General features: G+C 67.0%; 13 protein-coding genes. 3 read left to right on the top strand and 10 right to left on the bottom strand.

Annotated features, from left to right (window positions below; all coding sequences use genetic code 11):
* Nucleotides 1–89: 89 nt before the first annotated feature.
* The 3 genes from IP92_RS01995 to IP92_RS01985 form a co-directional block, all read right to left on the bottom strand.
* Nucleotides 90–1,421 carry an amidohydrolase family protein gene (locus IP92_RS01995; RefSeq protein WP_145872843.1) on the bottom strand — a complete coding sequence of 444 codons (1,332 nt, stop codon included), beginning with the start codon at nt 1,419–1,421 and terminating at the stop codon, nt 90–92.
* On the bottom strand, nt 1,411–3,894 hold the full coding sequence (locus IP92_RS01990; protein WP_145872842.1) for a TonB-dependent receptor plug domain-containing protein: 2,484 nt from the start codon (nt 3,892–3,894) through the stop codon (nt 1,411–1,413). Before IP92_RS01990 ends, IP92_RS01995 begins: the two co-directional genes overlap by 11 nt.
* A gap of 147 nt (nt 3,895–4,041) precedes the next feature.
* Nucleotides 4,042–5,451 (bottom strand): TAXI family TRAP transporter solute-binding subunit, encoded by a 1,410-nt coding sequence (locus tag IP92_RS01985; protein WP_229418565.1) that lies wholly within the window; start codon nt 5,449–5,451, stop codon nt 4,042–4,044.
* Between the two features lie 80 nt (nt 5,452–5,531).
* Between IP92_RS01985 and IP92_RS01980 the strand changes: the two genes are divergently transcribed.
* Nucleotides 5,532–6,452 (top strand): pepsin/retropepsin-like aspartic protease family protein, encoded by a 921-nt coding sequence (locus IP92_RS01980; RefSeq protein ID WP_145872841.1) that lies wholly within the window; start codon nt 5,532–5,534, stop codon nt 6,450–6,452.
* On the opposite strand, the gene IP92_RS01975 is transcribed toward IP92_RS01980, so the two are convergent.
* The 6 genes from IP92_RS01975 to IP92_RS01950 form a co-directional block, all read right to left on the bottom strand.
* Nucleotides 6,453–9,590, bottom strand: a complete 3,138-nt coding sequence (locus IP92_RS01975) for a transglycosylase domain-containing protein (RefSeq protein WP_145872840.1) — start codon at nt 9,588–9,590, stop codon at nt 6,453–6,455.
* 179 nt (nt 9,591–9,769) lie between these two features.
* The gene (locus IP92_RS01970) at nt 9,770–10,570 is read right to left on the bottom strand and encodes a competence/damage-inducible protein A (protein ID WP_145872839.1); all 801 of its coding nucleotides are present in this window, start codon (nt 10,568–10,570) and stop codon (nt 9,770–9,772) included.
* Entirely contained in the window at nt 10,567–11,388 is an 822-nt protein-coding gene (locus IP92_RS01965; protein WP_145872838.1) for an EI24 domain-containing protein, read from the bottom strand. The genes IP92_RS01970 and IP92_RS01965 overlap by 4 nt, the downstream gene beginning before the upstream one ends.
* Nucleotides 11,388–12,380 carry a sterol desaturase family protein gene (locus IP92_RS01960; RefSeq protein ID WP_145872837.1) on the bottom strand — a complete coding sequence of 331 codons (993 nt, stop codon included), beginning with the start codon at nt 12,378–12,380 and terminating at the stop codon, nt 11,388–11,390. The genes IP92_RS01965 and IP92_RS01960 overlap by 1 nt, the downstream gene beginning before the upstream one ends.
* Entirely contained in the window at nt 12,377–13,183 is an 807-nt protein-coding gene (locus IP92_RS01955; RefSeq protein ID WP_145872836.1) for a polysaccharide deacetylase family protein, read from the bottom strand. Before IP92_RS01955 ends, IP92_RS01960 begins: the two co-directional genes overlap by 4 nt.
* 20 nt (nt 13,184–13,203) lie before the next feature.
* The gene (locus tag IP92_RS01950; RefSeq protein ID WP_145872835.1) at nt 13,204–14,190 is read right to left on the bottom strand and encodes a YVTN family beta-propeller repeat protein; all 987 of its coding nucleotides are present in this window, start codon (nt 14,188–14,190) and stop codon (nt 13,204–13,206) included.
* Nucleotides 14,191–14,448: 258 nt separating this feature from the next.
* On the opposite strand from IP92_RS01950, the gene IP92_RS01945 reads away from it, so the two are divergent.
* Both IP92_RS01945 and IP92_RS01940 read left to right on the top strand, forming a co-directional pair.
* Nucleotides 14,449–14,805, top strand: a complete 357-nt coding sequence (locus IP92_RS01945) for an FKBP-type peptidyl-prolyl cis-trans isomerase (RefSeq protein WP_145872834.1) — start codon at nt 14,449–14,451, stop codon at nt 14,803–14,805.
* A complete protein-coding gene (locus IP92_RS01940; RefSeq protein WP_145872833.1) occupies nt 14,805–15,026 on the top strand; it encodes a hypothetical protein in 222 nt (73 codons plus the stop codon). The genes IP92_RS01945 and IP92_RS01940 overlap by 1 nt, the downstream gene beginning before the upstream one ends.
* Nucleotides 15,027–15,081: 55 nt before the next feature.
* Here IP92_RS01940 and IP92_RS01935 read toward each other — a convergent pair whose 3' ends face one another.
* Nucleotides 15,082–15,882 (bottom strand): anti-sigma factor, encoded by an 801-nt coding sequence (locus tag IP92_RS01935; protein WP_145872832.1) that lies wholly within the window; start codon nt 15,880–15,882, stop codon nt 15,082–15,084.
* Nucleotides 15,883–16,011 lie beyond the last annotated feature (129 nt).

Raw genomic sequence — 16,011 nt, 5'->3', positions numbered from 1 at the left:
CGTTGGGTTTTGGGGTTTAGGTGTGCGCCGAACCCCAGAAAGCAAAGGCTTGAGTCAGACCCGGCACGGGTCTGACCCTTCGGGCGCGCTCAGTCGCGCTGGTAGATCACCCGCCCGCCGGCGACAGTGCATGTGACGTCTGCGAACCGCCTGACATCGTCCACCGGGTCGCCGGCCAGCACCACCACGTTCGCCGCCATCCCCGGCTCCAGGCGCCCGCGCACGGCTTCCTGACGCCACCGTGCCGCGGGCGCCGTCGTCAACGATGACAGGATCTGCATCGGCGTCATTCCGGCGTGCGCCATCAGCACGTATTCCCCGGTCGGATCGTAGTCCGTCATGTACCCCACGTCGGTGCCGAACAGGACCTGCCCGCCCGCGTCGAGGAAAGCCTTGACCTGCCGTTCCGCCGGACCCGCGATGCGGTCCTGCACGTCAGCTGGTACCTTGTCCTTGTCCAGCTCGTAGCGCCACAATTTCAGGGTGGGCACGACGGCCACCTTGCGCGCGACCATCTCGGCGATCAGGTCGCCGGTCCACGTCGACCCGGGCGGGTCGATCGTCGTGTGGACAACGACGTCGACACCGGCCGCCACGGCGATGCGCACGCCTTCCGGATCGGTCGGGTGTACCATGACGAGGCCTCCCTGCCGATGCGTTTCCTCCGCCGCCGCCCGCGCGATGGCCGGGTCCATGCGCCGTATCCGCCCCTCCCCAACCGGCGAGGCGACGAACAGCTTGGTCCCGCCGGCGCCCTCGGCGAAATGCTGGCGCACCGTGGCCACGGCTTCGCCGGCCGTGGCGGGCTGCGCCAGCTGACCCAGCGTATCCGCGGGAAGGTGGGCCAGGTAGAACGGAATGCCGTTGGCCGGATAGAGCGGCGAACCCGCCGTCACGATCTCCGGGCCCGCGACGGTGCCGTCGGCAATACGACGGCGCAACGCCGTCGTATTGGCCAGCTCGGAACCCGTATCGACCACGTTCGTGTAGCCGTAGCGCGTCAGCATCCGCGTCAGCGCCCGCTGCAGGTCCGCCGGCGCCTGCATCTTCGCGTTCGCAAACGCATCGTCCATGAAATGCACGTGGCTGTTCTGGAAGCCCGCGACGATGACGCCGCCGTTGCAGGCTGCCGGCCCTGCCGCGTGGCCGGCGCGCGGCGTGCCGGTGCCGACCGCATCGATCTTGCCACCCTTGACGAGCAGCCAGGCGTCGGTCAGCGGCGGCCGGTCCGGCGCAACGTACAGCCGGGTACCCGTGACGAGCCATGGTCCGGCACCGGTATCGGCCGGCCGCGTCGCCGCGCAGCCGGCCGCGCCAGCCAGCACGGCGACTGCCAGCAGCCGCGCGGCAGCGGTCCATCCCGGCGCACCGGGGCTTGTCCCCTGTGCGCCGGAAGCGTTCCGGCCGATACTACAGCGCATACGTCAGTCGCGCATACACGAAGCGGCCCGAGCGGCCGAACGGCGAGTAGTTCGTGAACGGCGCGTTGCCCGTCGTGTTCAGGGCCGCCGGGTAGGCGTCCGGATACTGGTCGAACAGGTTTTCCGCGCCGATCGCCAGCGACAGCGCCTTCGTGATCGCGTAGCGGCCTTCCAGGTCCACCAGTGTCTGCGCCGACATCGTGTGGTCCAGCGCCGGCGTCGTGCCCGGCGTCAGCACCTTGCCGTAGCGGGTCGCGCGCAGCGTGGCGCCGAACGGGCCCATGCTCCACGTGCCGCTGGCCGTGAACTTCGTCTTCGGCGTGCCCTGCTCGAACGTCAGCACGTTGACGCGGTCGAACAGCACAGGTGCCGGCGACAGCGCCGCCAGCTCGGCCGTCGTGGGTACCTTCGTCACTTCCGTATTCGTGTAGTTGCCCGCCACCGTCAGGTCGAAGCGGCCGGCCGCGCCCAGGGTCCACGGGTAGTTGAACACCACGTCCACGCCCTTCGTCGTCGTATCGACGCCGTTGATGAAGAAGCGGCCGCCGCCCACACCCGGGAAGCCGTGCGACGTCAGGTAGTCGCGCACATTCGCCGCCAGCAGGTTCTCGGACAGCACGATGCGGTTGCGGATCTTGATGTGGAACCCGTCGACCGTCAGGCTGCCCTTGCCCAGCTTCGCCACGGCGCCCAGCGAGAAGTTGGTGGACTTCTCGGCGTCCAGCGGCTTCGCGCCCAGTGCCACCGCGGCCGGCGCCGTCGGCTGGAACGTCGTGATGTCGTACGGGATGCCGTTGACGAAGTTCGTCGACGTCGACGTGAAGAACTGCTGCTGCATCGACGGTGCGCGGAAGCCGTTCTGCACCGAGCCCCGGATGCCGAAGTTCGGCGTGAAGTCGTAGCGGCCCGCCAGCTTGCCGGACCAGTTGTTGCCGAAGTCCGAGTAGTGCTCGCCGCGCACCGCGAACGATGCCAGCAGCGCCGGCAGCACGTTCGCTTCGAAGTCGGCGTACACGCTGTAGGCGGTGCGGTGCGCATCCGATTCGTCGCTCGGGCGGAAGCCCGGGAACACCTGCGAGCCCGATGCCGTCGGCAGGCCGCTCGGCAGCAGCACGCCGCCATTGCGCCACGAATCCGGTTCGCCCGCCTCCAGCTTGTAGCCTTCGCGGCGCGCCTCGGCGCCGATCGCCACGTTCAGCGCGGAAGCCAGGCCGACGTCGAACTGGCGCACGCCGGACAGGTTGTACGTCAGCTGGTCGTACGAGAAGCCACCCGCGTCGAACACGGTCTTGCTGGCTGTGCCCAGCGAGCGGTTCAGCGTGTTCTCGATCGTGAAGTCCATCTTGTTCTTGCCGTAGCTGAGCGACGAGTCCATGTCCCAGCCGCCCGCGTTCCACGTGACGCCGCCGGCCGCCGAGAAGTCGTCCACGTCCGGCGCGATGATCGGCAGGAAGCCGTCCGGATAGATCTGGATCGTGTTGTTGTCCTGCAGCGCGCGGCGGAAGAAGCCGCCCGAGCGCGCTTCGCGCTTCTGGTAGCTCGCCCAGCCGTACCACTTCACCTTCTCGCTCAGTTCACCGCCCATGTTGGCGAACACGGTGGACTGCTTCAGCTCCGGCTCGCCGTACCACGCGTTGAAGCGGTTGATCGTCGCTTCGCGCGGATCGAACTGGCCGTTCACGAGCGGGTATTGCTGGCGCGTGTCGTAGCCGCTGCGCTCCGTGTGTTCCTGCTTCTTGAATTCGCCGGCGATCGTCAGGTAGCCCGTCTCACCCAGCGGCAGGCCTTTCCACACGCTGGCCGTCTTCGTTTCGCCGTCGTGGCGCGACCGTTCGTTCTGCGCGCCCCACGTCGCGCCGGCCGGCGGCGTGACCGGGTTGAAGCTGTAGTCGGTGATCCGTTCGCCGTAGCTGACGGTGGCCTCGCCGCCCTTGCGGTCCTGGCGTAGGCGGATGTTGACGACGCCGGCGATCGCGTCGGAACCGTACTGGGCGGACGCGCCGTCGCGCAGCACCTCGATGTTCTTCACGATGCCGGTCGGGATCGTGTTCATGTCGACGGCGGCGGAGCCGCGGCCGATCGTGCCGTTCAGGTTCACCAGCGACGACGTGTGGCGGCGCTTCGAATTGACCAGCACCAGCGTCTGGTCCGGCGCCAGGCCGCGCAACGTGGCGGGACGGATGGTATCGGTGCCGTCCGCGAGGCCCGGGCGGGGGAAGTTGAGCGACGGCAGCGCCACGGACAGCGCTTGCGTGATTTCCGGCACGCCGGTGTTCTTGATCGTGTCGGCCGAGATGATGTCGACGGGCGACGCCGTGTCGAGCACCGTGCGGTTCGACACGCGGGTGCCGGTGACGACGACGGTGGCCTGGTTCTCTTCGGTGGAGGTGCTTTGCGCGGCGGCGGTGCCGGCGAACAGCGAGGCGATGGCGGCGGCAAGCAGCGCCTTGGCGGGTAACGTGTTCCGATGCATCCTGATTCCTTAGAAATGGTGATGAGATCTTCGCTACGTAGCGGGTCGCCGCAGTGGGGAACCCGGCCTCATCATCATCGCCACGATGCCGGAATGTCAAACCAAACCTTGGGTCCAGGGCAAAGTTGTCGCAATAATCAAACGGTTCTAATACGGGTTTTCCGCATTTTCTTGCGCCGAATTGCGCATCAAGCTAACAATACGTTGTCGGACAAAATGGATGTGGCTGCGCAGCCCATACAGGTCGTCCGCGAACGACAGCGGAATCGACAGGTGATTGACCCGCTCCTCGATGTCGTTCAGCCGCGCCAGCTGCGCCGCATACACGTTGCCGCGCTCCCCTTCCGCCACCTCCACCGCGCTTTCGATCGCCTGCTCCACCGTCCGCAACTGCCCATACCAGCGATAGATCCGCGAACGCACGCGCCACACGTACAGCGGCGGCACGATCTTCGACAGCGGCAGGATCAGCGCCGACAGCGCCAGCACCAGCACCCACATGCGGTCGAGGAAATTGGCCAGCCAGAAGCTCATATAGCGCTGCAGGAATGGCGCGCCATCCTTGTAGAACTTGGCCGCTTCGTCGGCCACGGGAATCTCCGTGTACTTCGCCGACGGGAACTGGCCCTGCTGCTGGAACCATCCCGCGCCGCCATGGATCTTTGCGGCCGCCTGCACGAACAGTTCGATCAGCGCGGGATGCAGGTCGTCGCGCGCGACAAGCGTGGCGGTCGGCGCGATCAGGTGGTAGTCGTGCGCCGGCAGGTCGCGGCCCAGGTCGACGATGCCGCGCGGGAGCGTCACGTGCGTCAGGAACGGCAGCCGGCGGGTGTAGGCCTCTGCCTGCGTGAAGTCGAACAGGTAGATGCCCGGTGTCTGCAGCAACATCTGGATCAGCTGGTCGTCCGGCGCGGCCGCGAACACGAGGCCGTCGATGCGCCCTTCCAGCAGTTCGACCGTGGCCGGCGTGTTATCGAGCTGACTCACCTGCAGCTCCTCGCGCGCCACGCCGTTCGCCTCCAACACTTGCCGGAACAGCCGCGGCGCGCCGCTGCCCTTCGCGCCGATATTGATCTTCATGCCGCGCAGCTGGGTCAGTTGCGTGATCGGCGCTTCCTTCGGCCGGGCGCGCAGGAACAGCCACACGGGTTCCGTGAACAGGCTGCCGAGCGACACGAGACCACGCCGTTCGACCTCGGCCTGGTCCGCCGCGGCTTGCTGCGTCGAGCCGCTCTGCACGAACGCGATGTCGACCTTGCCATCCGCGAGCAGGCGCAGGTTTTCCCGCGAGCCGTGCGAGCCCTGCAACGTGACGGCGATGCGGTCGCGCGCCAGCTGCTGCTGGTACTTGCGGCCGAAGACGTCGTAGGCGCTGTTGTCCTGGCCCGTCGCCAGCACCACGCGCCGCGGCGGCGCGGGGTCGACGATCAGGTAGGCGGCCAGGCACACGCCGGCAATCGCCAGGATAGTGGGGCCGGCGGACGCGATCAGGTCGCGCAGCGAAAAGCTGGTGAACTTCTTCAGGCGGTTCATCGTGGAGCGGAGGACAGGTTTCATAGCCGGCACCTTGCCAACTTTTCATCGCCGGCGCAAGAGGAACGGTATGATAGCCGCCCTTGCCACGATCCCGATGCCCGATGCGTTTCACCACCTCGCTGCCGCTCCTGCTTCTTGCCTGCGCCACCGCAGCCGGCGCGCAAGGCGCCAACGCCACCTGGCACGAGTTCGACTACGCCACCAGCAGCCGCTTCGGGCCGGACGAGCGCCTGGCCGTGCTGCTGCGCGCCGACATCGACGGCAAGCGCTGCTGGCTGCAGCTCGATACGGGCGCGCCGCACGTTGTGGCGTGGCACCAGCACGCACCGGCCGGCACCGCGCCGGCCCCGGTGAGCGTGACGATCACGGTGGGCGACGTGCGCCACACGGTCAGCGCGGACGCCGCGAACCTTGCGCCACTGGCCAGCGCGCCATGCATGGCGGGCACCGTGGGCAATGCGTTCTTCGAGCACGGCACCTTGGCGCTGGACTTCGCGGCCGGCCGCTACGCCTTCGTGCCTGGCGCGGCGCTGCGCGACATCCTTGAGGCGCAACCGATGCTGTACTTCCGCTCGAACGGCCCGGGCGGCCATCCGCTGCTGCCCGTCACGCTGGCCGATGGCCGCACGGGCCGGATGCTGGTCGATACGGGGGCGGCGCGCTTCGGCATCGGCGCCACCAGCGCCGCGCACTGGCGCGACCTGACGGGCGGCCTGCCGCTGCGGGAAAACGACAACGGCGGCGGCAACGTGCGCTCTTTCGTCGCGAACAATGCGATGGATGCGGCGCCGCTGCGCTGCTTCGAAACGCCGTATGCGGGTAGCGTACGCATGGGCGACGTGCCGGTCACGCCGGGCATCGTGTCGTATTGCGAAGGGAAGGATTTCGCGCTGGAGCAGCCGCTGCTGGGCCTCGTCGGCCTGCGCGGGCTGCTGCGCCACCAGCTGACGCTGGACTATGTGGCGCAGCGCTGGCTGCTGGGCGCGCCGGGCCGGCCGCTGCCGGCCCGCGCCCCCGAGTGATCAGCCGCCGCAGGCCTTGACGGGAGCGCCCAGCGCCGCGGCCGCCGCGGCGACGGACGATCCCGGCGGCAGCGTCTGCTGGTTCGGCTCGATCAGCGGCATCAGGCTCGGTGCCAGCACCGTCAACAGCTGCACCGGCAGCGCGCTCGTGAAGTCGTAGTTCTTCGATTCCGGCCCATGCACATAGGCCGTCATGCTGCCGAAGAAGCGCTCGCCGATATTGAACACGAACGTCGCGGAACGGTTCACGTAGCGCGATTCGATCAGCCGGCCGCCGGCCGCATACACGTCGAAGCGCTGGTCGCCGGTACCCGTCTTGCCGCCCACGGGGATGTTGGTGCCGTCGGCCGCCGTGAACGCGGCCTTGGCGCGCTTCGCGGTACCGTCCGAGACGACGCCGCGGATCTCGTCGGCCACGGCGCGCGCCACTTCCGGTGCCAGCACCCGCTCGGCCGCCACTTCCTTCGCCCGCGCCACCTTCGTGTCGTACGGCGTGCCGGCGGCGAAGTGCAGCGATTCGACGCGCTGCGTGGGTTTGCGCACGCCACCGTTGACGATGATGCCCATCATCTCGGCCAGCGCGGCCGGCCGGTCCGCCGACGCGCCCAGGGTCGTCGCATACGACGGCACCAGCGAGTTGAACGGATAGCCCATCTTCTTCCACTGGCGGTGGATTTCCATGAACGCTTCCATTTCCAGCAGGCCCGCGATGCGCTTGTCCTGGGCATGCTTGCGGTGCGTCTTGAACAGCCACTGGTAGACTTCCTGGCGTTCCTTCTCCGATGCCTTGACGACGTCCGTCAGCGACGCGCCTTCGTGCTGGCGCAGGTAGGCCACCAGCCACAGTTCCAGCGGGTGCACGTTGGCCAGGTAGCCGCGGTCCGCCAGGTTCCACTTGTCCATCGCGTACTGCTCGTACATCTTCTCGAGGCGCTCCTGCGGCACTTCGTTCTGTTCCGTCAGGTTCCCGTTGACGAACATCGCGAACTCGCCGATCGACGCGTTCGGGAACAGCGTGCGGTGGATGTTCGCCAGGCGCAGCGGCGTCGGGCGGATGCTGTCGACGAGGATCTTGTCCAGCTCGGACTTCTTCCTGCCCTTGTACTTGGCGTAGAAGCGCACGAGGAATTCCTTGCCTTCCTTGTCGGCGAAGCGCGCCAGGTACTGGGCACGGCGCGGGTCGTCCGCATCGGCCAGCAGGCTCGCCGAGGAACCGGGCGACTGGAACATGTAGTACTTCACCACGTCGCGCATCAGGCGCACGAACAACAGGTTCGTCGAGTGGCGCAGGCCTTCGCGCACGGTCAGGATGCGGCTGTCGTCTTCCTTGGAGAAGTTGCCGAAGTAGTGCAAGCCGCCGCCCGTGAAGAAGCCTTCGCCGGGGTTGCCGGAATACTTGCGCTCCATCGCCGCGTTCAGCATGGCCGGCAGGTCGCGCTTGTCCATCGGCGTCATCGACAGCCATTCGATGCCCCACGCGGTCAGGCGGTCCTTCGGATCGAACGTGACCTTGCCCAGTTCGTCCGCGCTCATCTTGCCGTACTTCTTGTACAGCTGGTCGACGATGTCCATGTACGTCACCAGCGTGCGCAGCTTCGCCGTCGAACCCAGGTCCAGCTTGGCGCCTTCGTTGATGTCCAGCGGCTGGTCGTAGTTATCCGTCTGCACGCGCAGGTAGTTGACCTTGTCGCCCTTCTCCAGCAACGTGAAGCTGTAGACGACGTTGGCCGGGTCGCCGTTACCCAGCATGCCCTTGCCCGTCAGGCCGGCCGCTTGCGCGGTGCCCGCGTCCTTCAGGTCGCGCAGCATCGTCGTCACGGCCTTCTGCGCATCGGCATCGAGTGTGCTGACGACGGACAGGTCCAGCCGGTCCAGGTTGTACATGCGGTTGTCGCCCAACAGGTTCGCCAGGTGCACGCGCACGGCGTTCGATGCCTTCTTCGTCACGTAGCTCATCGGTGGCGCGGCCTGCACGCCGCTGCCCTGTGCCGGATGCAGCTTTTCCTTCAGCGCCGCGTCGCGCAGCGCCGGCGTGATGACGCCGGATTGCGCCAGCAGGCGCAGGTGGCTGTTCGCCAGGTCCTCGAGGTCCGCGGCGCCGTCGGCCAGGTAGTAGCTGGGGCGGCGCTGCGCGATCAGCAGCGACAGCGCTTCCTTGAACGCGAGCGGGCTGCCCGGCTTGTCCATCTTCCCGCCCAGCAGCTCGTTCACTTCGTTGAAGTCGCGGCCATACCAGACCCACATGCCGTCGCCGATGCCGTTCACTTCGCCGTAGCCGACCTTGGCCGACAGCGGCACCGTGTTCAGGTAGTCGACGACGATCTGGCGGCGCACCGCCGTCGTGTCCTCGCCCTGCTGGTAGGCGCGCAGCGTGGCCGACACCATCTGCTGCAGCTTGTCCTTCATCGAGCCGGTGCGGCCTTCCGGCGAATGGCGGTACTTCTCGATCTGCGTCGCCAGCGTGCTGCCGCCGGCCGCGCGGTGGCCGGCCAGGCCCACGGCGCTCATCGATTTTTCCAGGATGGCCTTCGACAGGCGGTCCCATTCGACGGCCGGATTGCGCGTCGGGTACGTGTTGTCGAGCAGCTCGCGGTTCTCGATGAACAGCAGGCTGTGCACCAGCGCCGCCGGCGCCTGGTCGAAGCCCGGGTAGATCCGTTCCGGATAGCTGGCCGTGAACAGCGGCTGCGCGCGGCAGTCGTAGATCGTCAGGCCCGTGCGGGTCTTTTCGCGGTAGGTCGTGAACACGCCCATGTCGGCCAGCTGCACCATCTTCGGCGAGAAGCGCGACTGGGCCACGACGGCGTAGTCGCGCTCGCGCAGCTTGGCCAGGTAGTCGGGGATGTTGGCATAGCCGAGCCGCTCGTCGTAGGGGCTGTCGTGCGGAAAGCGGATCGCCTTGCTGGGGCCCGGTTCGACCTTGTAATTGAGCTGCTTGACGATGCCCGTGAAGTAGCGCGCCTGCATCGTCGACGAGCGGGACTCGTGATACATCCACCAGATCACCAGCGACAACAGCACCAGCATCAGCACGATGAATGCGTTACGGGAGCGCTTGCTTTTCGGCTCGGACGGTGGCGGCGTCGCCGTCTGCTCGTCGTCCAGGCGCGGCCTTTCTTGATCGTATTGGGAAGACATAGTTTTACTTATTTACTGCGTAGCGTTGCTGGTCCGCGCGTGTGCACGGGGTATTGCCATTGCACCACATCGGGCAGGGGTGCACAGGTCAACTCAGCGAATATTTGACGCGGGCTCGCAATTTTCGCAAAAAAACAACGAGGCGTTTCTCTTGGTAATAACAGCTTGTCACACAGTGGTCATAACGGCCCGGGCGTGCTTAGCGTGTACTCGGCGCCGAACGCGTCGAGGCCGGCGCACAGCCGCGCGAACGCGGCCTCGACCTGCTCCGGAGCACCCTTCACGCCCAGCTCGATGTGCCGGCGCGTCCGCGCATCGCCGACGCTGGGCAGGCTGAACACTTTCACCTGCGGCCACGTGGCCTCGATCTCCACCATCAACGGCGTCAGCGCCGATTCGGCCGCCTCGTACACGAGCACGGCCCGCTCCGCGCGCGCTTCACGGTTGAACAGGTGCGCGTGGTGCGTATCGAGCACCCATTCGATCATCGGCCACGCCATGACCGGGAAGCCGGGCACGAAGTAATGCGTGTCGACGGCGAAGCCGGCCACGTTGTTGTACGGGTTCGGTATCAGCTCCGCGCCAAGCGGGAACTCGGCCATCTGCAGCCGCTGCAGGTGTTCCGGCGCATTCAGGTCGGCCTGCTGGCCCGCCTCGCGCGCGACCTGCAGGATGCGCTGCCGGATGTTGTCTGCGGCTTGCGGATGCAGCACCAGCGAGCGGTCCAGCGCGGCCGCCGCGGCTTGCCGCGTATGGTCGTCCGGCGTGGCGCCGATGCCGCCGCACGAGAACACGATGTCGTTCGTCGCGAACGTGCGGCGCAACGTGGCGGTGATGCGTTCGCGGTCGTCGCCCAGGACCTCGGCCCACGCCAGCTGCAGGCCGCGCGCGGCCAGCAACTGCACCACTTTCGGGAAGTGCTGGTCGGCCCGCTTGCCCGACAGGATCTCGTCGCCGATGATGATCAGTCCGATGCTCATGCAAGCTCCTCGACAGGTTCGCCGCGGGCGCGCAGCTGCGCCAGCGCCTCGAGACAATAATACTCAAACCACAGGCCGGTGAAGATGAAAATCAGGACGTAGATCCACACGGCGGCCGCCAGCAGGAACGGGAAGAACACGACGGCGATCGCCGCGCCGCCGATCCACACGATGGCCGGCAGCGAGCCAGCCGCGCCGGAGGCGACGCCGATCGCCAGCAAGCCCCAGCGCCGCTCGCGCTGGATCGTGCCGATCTCCTCTTCGCTGGCGTGTTCGGACAATGCGTCGTAGCTCATCACGCGGGCCGTCAGCCAGCCCCACAGCAGTGCCGACGACACGATCGCCAGCGGCGGCACCGCGTACAGCGGCAGCGTGCAAAGCCAGATGACGATGAACACGAGGAACAGCGACATCGCCTTGCCCACCCCTTTCAGCAGGCTGCCGCCCTGCTTCTTTTCCAGGTGCGGATAGTGGCGCGAGCCGACGTGCCGCACGATCACCGGCATCGCCGCGACGCCGATGAAGATCAGCGCCGTCAGGATCATCAGCGGCAACAGCAGCAGCATCGCGAACAGCGGCACGACGACCGTCTTCAGCACGGCGAAGCCCATGTCCTCGAGCCAGCGGCTGGAATAGCGGTACAACTCGTAGTCGAAGAAATGGCCCGTCAGCCAGTCCAGCAGCGGCTGCAGCGTGAAGTACAGCACCACTCCCCAGACCAGCACGGACAGCGCGAACGGCACCGCCGACAGGATCAGCATGCGTCCGTGCAGCTGGGACAGCACGGCGCGCCCGTAGGCGTTCAGCACGCCCCGCATCAGCGCACCCTCCGCGCGAACTCGACCATCCGCTTCAGGCCCAGCCACTGCTGCTGCCAGAAGCCGCGGCCGTAATCGCGGCCCGGCACGACGGTGCCGTCGGCGCGCGTGCGCGTCACCTGGTCGCGCACGCCCGTCTGCGCGAACGCGGGCGTGAAGTTCGCGGTGCGGAACAGGATGTCCCAGATCGGCAGGATCACGGCGAAGTTGCAGCCGCCCAGCGTGCCCTTGCCCTGCGACTCATGGCCGACGCCGACCGCGTGGTGCATGCGGTGATAGCGCGGCGACACGAGCAGACGCTCGCCGATGCGGCCAAAGTGGATGCGCACGTTCGCGTGCTGCAGGCTTTGCAGGATGCGCGAGAACGACACCAGCAGCACGTACTGCCCCGGCGGCACACCGATCGCCAGCGCGATCAGGGCCATGTAGAAGTCGCGCAGCAGGTCGTCCAGTAGGTGATTGCGGTCGTCGCTCCACAGGTTCATGTTCTGCTGGCTGTGGTGCAGGCTGTGCAGGCCCCACCACCAGCCGATGCCGTGCTGGGCGCGGTGGTACCAGTAATCGAAGAAGTCGAGCACGACGAAGTACACGAGGAAGCTGACGAGCGGCGGCATGTCCGTCACCAGGTTCTCCAGGTTGAACGGGCGCACGCCCTCCATCCTGAGCAGGCCCGCCACATAGTCCATCAGCGGGTCGAGCGTGAAGAACACGAGCACCGGGAACAGGCCGAGCCGGTGCAGGAACGTGTAGATGAAATCGTTCCAGCGGGCGCGCTTGTCGGTGAACGCATGCACCGGGATCGCCGCCTCCAGCGGGCGCAGCACGAGGAAGATCAGCAGCACTTCGCAGACGCCGATCAGGAACCATTCGGTGCCCTCGAACGCATCCTCGATCGCGTCGCCGAGGCCGGCGTAGTACATGGCGGGTTCGATCACGGTCTGGAACAACCAGCCCTGGACCTGTGCGAACCAGTCGGTCAGCAGTTGAATCATTTCTTGTTGGTGTGGTGGTTCATGATGGGGTGCTCGCGCAGCGTGGCGAAGCAGAAGCCCCGGTGTTCCAGCGCGTCGATCAGCGGCTCCAGGTTGGCCGGGGCCCACGGATCCTTGCGCGACCAGATGCCCATGTGGGCCATGAAGATGTCGCCATCCTGCAGGCCCGCCAGCGCCTTCTTCAGCAATAACGCGTTGGGGTACGCGCTTGATGACAGCTCGTCGCCGGAAAAGCCGGCGGGAGACCAGCCCACGTGCGCGTAGCCGCATGCGGTGGCGGCGGCCAGCGTGCGCGGCGACGTCTTGCCGCCCGGCGCGCGCCAGATCGGATCGAGCCGGCTGCCCGTCAGTTCGAAGAAGCGCTGGTCAACGCGGCGGATCTCGTCGCAGAACGCGTCAGGCGTCCAGCTGGCCTGACGGCCCGCCTGCGCGCCGAACTGGGGCTTGACGACGATGTTCCCGTTCGCGCCATCCTTGACGTAGTAGACGTGGTCGAACGTGTGCGAACCGAACGCATGGCCTTCGGCCACGCGCGCCTTCCAGAACGGCGCCCATGACGGGTCGAGCGAGTAATCGCCGCGCACGGTTTTCTCGTTGGCGAGGAAGAACGTGGCGCGGATGTGGTGGCGCTTCAGCGTGGCGGCGATCAGCTCGGCCTGCGACTGGCTGCCCGTGTCGAAGGTCAGGTAGATCGTGCCGCGGCACTGCTCGGCCGCATCGGCCGGCCAGACGGCGACAGCCGCCAGCGCGGTGCAGAGCACCCGCGCGGCGGCTGCCGGCAAGAAGGAGATGTGGCGCGTCATGCGTGTCGCGCGGCCCTGCCTCACATGCGGGGCGACGAGTTGGCGAAGAACACGCCGTGCGGCGAGCGGCCCACCGGGATCATCTTGACGACCTTGCGGGTCGGCAGGTCGATCACGGCGACCTTCTTGATCCAGCGCAGCGTCACCCACATCGTCTTGCCGTCCTCGGTGATCTCCATGCAGTCCGGGCCGCCGGGCACGTTGATCTGGCCAACGTTCTCCAGCGTCTTCTGGTCGATGATGTTGATCGAGTTCGAGACCCGGTTCGACACGTACGTGTAACGGTTGTCGCCCTGCGCGCGGAAGTTGTGCGTGCCGGCGCCGGCCTTGATGCGCTTGACCGTCTTGGCCGTGCGCCAGTCGATCACCTCGACATAGTCGCTGCCCATGATGCCGACCAGCAGGTACTTGTCGTCCGGCGTCATCGTGATGCCGGCCGGGAGTTTGCCGACCGGGACCGTCCACTTGATGGCGCCCGTCTTCAGGTCGATCGCGCTGACCTCGTCGCTGCCCTGGCGCGTGATGAACGCGGTGGTGCTCTTCGCGTCGAACGCGATATGGCTCGGCAGCTTGGCCATCGGGATGCGCTTGAACAGCGTGAAGTCACGGCCGTTGTACGTGTACAGGTCCACGTGGTCGAGCCGGAGCGCGGTCGCCACGAAGTACTTCTGGTCGGGCGAGAAGCCGATCTGGTACGGGTCGACGATGTCCTTAATGCGGCGCTGCACCTGGCCCGACTTCGGGTCCAGGAACACGAGCTCGTTGCCGACCGAGCTGGCGACGATCAGCGACTTGTTGTCCGGCGTGGCCATCAGGTGGTGCGGCTCCTTCCCGACCGGGAAGGTCTGCAGGCTCTTGTACGACGCCTGGTCGAGCAGCTGCACCGTGGCGTCGCGCGAATTGAGCACGACGACGACGTTGGCGTGGGCCGACGGCACCTGCGCGGACAGCAGCAGGCATGCAGGGATCAGGACACTGCGCAGGGCACGGCGAAGACTCGGGAACATGGTTACTCGCGAAGGGAGAAGCAAAGACCTTATTTTACGGGGAAACCGGTCTGCAATAGTTATTGCCGACAAGTTTTAAGGGGCATTTAAGAGCGCGCTGCGGACCAAAAACAACGGCTTTGTCGGACTGTCATTGCCGTCTTGCCACGAGGCGTGGCACGAGTGGCAAGGGCCGTCCTGCCACGAGGCTTGCCACTAGTGGCAAGCAGCGCCTTGCACTACAATCGTCACCTTGAATGAACCTCACAAAGGAAGACCATGCCCATTACCACCACCCCATCCGGCCTGCAGTATGACGACGTCAAGGTCGGCGACGGCGCCGAGGCGAAAGCCGGCCAGAACGTTACCGTGCACTACACCGGCTGGCTGCAGAACGCCGATGGCAGCAAGGGCGCGAAATTCGACTCCAGCAAGGACCGCGACGACCCGTTCGAGTTCGCACTGGGCGCCGGCATGGTCATTCGCGGCTGGGACGAAGGCGTGCAGGGCATGAAGGTCGGCGGCACCCGCCAGCTGATCATCCCGGCCGACCTCGGCTATGGCGCGCGCGGCGCTGGCGGCGTGATCCCGCCGAACGCGACCCTGATCTTCGACGTCGAACTGCTGGCGGTTTGATGCGCTTCAGCGTGCGCCTTGCCGCGCAGCTTGCGCTGGCCACGCTGGTCGCCGCGCTGTCCGGCTGCACCGTGATCAGCGTCGGCTCGGCCGTCGTCGGCGCTGGCGTCACGGTGGCATCGACGGCTGTCGACGTCGGTGTCGCGGCCGGTAAAGGTGTCGTCTACGTCGGCAAGGCGGCGCTGGGGTCGGATGACGACGAGCCGGAAAAGAAGAAATAACGTCGGCAGCGACCGTCAAAACAAAGGCGCCCTGTGGCGCCTTTTCTTTTGCGGCTCAGCGTTGCCAGCCCCGCTGCATCGCCTCCTGCTCCGCCTTCGCGTCGAGCGGATCGCCGGAGATGCGCTGCTCGATCGCCGACTGCACCGGCGCCGGGATGTCGGCGGCGGCCGCCTTGTCGGCGCCTGGCGCCAGCTGGCGCGGGTTCTGCATCAGCAGCGGCACATGCCATTCCTGGCCCGTTTTGCAGGCCAGCCCGTCCAGTTCCACCGTGCCGGTGCCGCTGGCGAAGCTGCGGCAGTAGCCGCCGTCCGCCGACACGAACGACATGCCGATCCGGACGGCACCGGCCGCACGCGCCGCCGCGTTCGTGGCCGCGCCGGCGGCACCCGGCGGCGCCGTCGGCTGCTGCTCGAGTGCCGTGGCAAGGCGGCCCTGCGCCATCAACGTACCGTCGTGGCTGCCGATCATGTCCACCCGGGCATCGTCCGTCTGCACGTAGGACAGGCCGAACGTGCCGGCCAGCACGCCGACGACCAGCACGGCTGCCAGCGCGCTCCACTCGGGCCACGACCAGCGCCGCTCGCGCGTAGCCTTGCGGGCCGCCAGCTGGACGGCCTCGCGCTTGGCGCGCACGGCGTCCAGGCTGACGACGGTAGCCTGGCGCAGCGGCCGCACGCGCTGGCCGTCGTCGCCCGGCGCGAAGCCGGCGAACACATTGGTCCGGTGCGTCTTGTAATACGCCACGCGCCGGGCCAGCGACAGATCCCGCGCGCATGCCTCCTCGACGGCGCGGCGTGTCGCCGCGTCCAGTTCTCCATCGGCATACGCCATCAGGGTTTCGTCCGAAAAGCTCATGATTTGGCCCGCCTGTTTTCAAGCAACTTCAGGGAACCTTCATATTAGCACCGGCCCGCGGGCCCGCCGCGCCCTGCTCGCACGATGCGTGCAGTGCAGCAAACGTGCACCACGAACGCGCATAACAGG

Origin of the sequence: Pseudoduganella flava, from assembly GCF_007830495.1 — a bacterium.
GTDB lineage: Bacteria > Pseudomonadota > Gammaproteobacteria > Burkholderiales > Burkholderiaceae_D > Rugamonas > Rugamonas flava.
This window is presented reverse-complemented; position numbering and strand designations above follow the sequence as displayed.

Coding starts and splice junctions, on each gene's coding strand:
- IP92_RS01995 (WP_145872843.1), bottom strand. CDS start 1,421: ATGCGCTGTAGTATCGGCCGGAACGCTTCCGGCGCACAGGGGACAAGC.
- IP92_RS01990 (WP_145872842.1), bottom strand. CDS start 3,894: ATGCATCGGAACACGTTACCCGCCAAGGCGCTGCTTGCCGCCGCCATC.
- IP92_RS01985 (WP_229418565.1), bottom strand. CDS start 5,451: ATGAAACCTGTCCTCCGCTCCACGATGAACCGCCTGAAGAAGTTCACC.
- IP92_RS01980 (WP_145872841.1), top strand. CDS start 5,532: ATGCGTTTCACCACCTCGCTGCCGCTCCTGCTTCTTGCCTGCGCCACC.
- IP92_RS01975 (WP_145872840.1), bottom strand. CDS start 9,590: ATGTCTTCCCAATACGATCAAGAAAGGCCGCGCCTGGACGACGAGCAG.
- IP92_RS01970 (WP_145872839.1), bottom strand. CDS start 10,570: ATGAGCATCGGACTGATCATCATCGGCGACGAGATCCTGTCGGGCAAG.
- IP92_RS01965 (WP_145872838.1), bottom strand. CDS start 11,388: ATGCGGGGCGTGCTGAACGCCTACGGGCGCGCCGTGCTGTCCCAGCTG.
- IP92_RS01960 (WP_145872837.1), bottom strand. CDS start 12,380: ATGATTCAACTGCTGACCGACTGGTTCGCACAGGTCCAGGGCTGGTTG.
- IP92_RS01955 (WP_145872836.1), bottom strand. CDS start 13,183: ATGACGCGCCACATCTCCTTCTTGCCGGCAGCCGCCGCGCGGGTGCTC.
- IP92_RS01950 (WP_145872835.1), bottom strand. CDS start 14,190: ATGTTCCCGAGTCTTCGCCGTGCCCTGCGCAGTGTCCTGATCCCTGCA.
- IP92_RS01945 (WP_145872834.1), top strand. CDS start 14,449: ATGCCCATTACCACCACCCCATCCGGCCTGCAGTATGACGACGTCAAG.
- IP92_RS01940 (WP_145872833.1), top strand. CDS start 14,805: ATGCGCTTCAGCGTGCGCCTTGCCGCGCAGCTTGCGCTGGCCACGCTG.
- IP92_RS01935 (WP_145872832.1), bottom strand. CDS start 15,882: ATGAGCTTTTCGGACGAAACCCTGATGGCGTATGCCGATGGAGAACTG.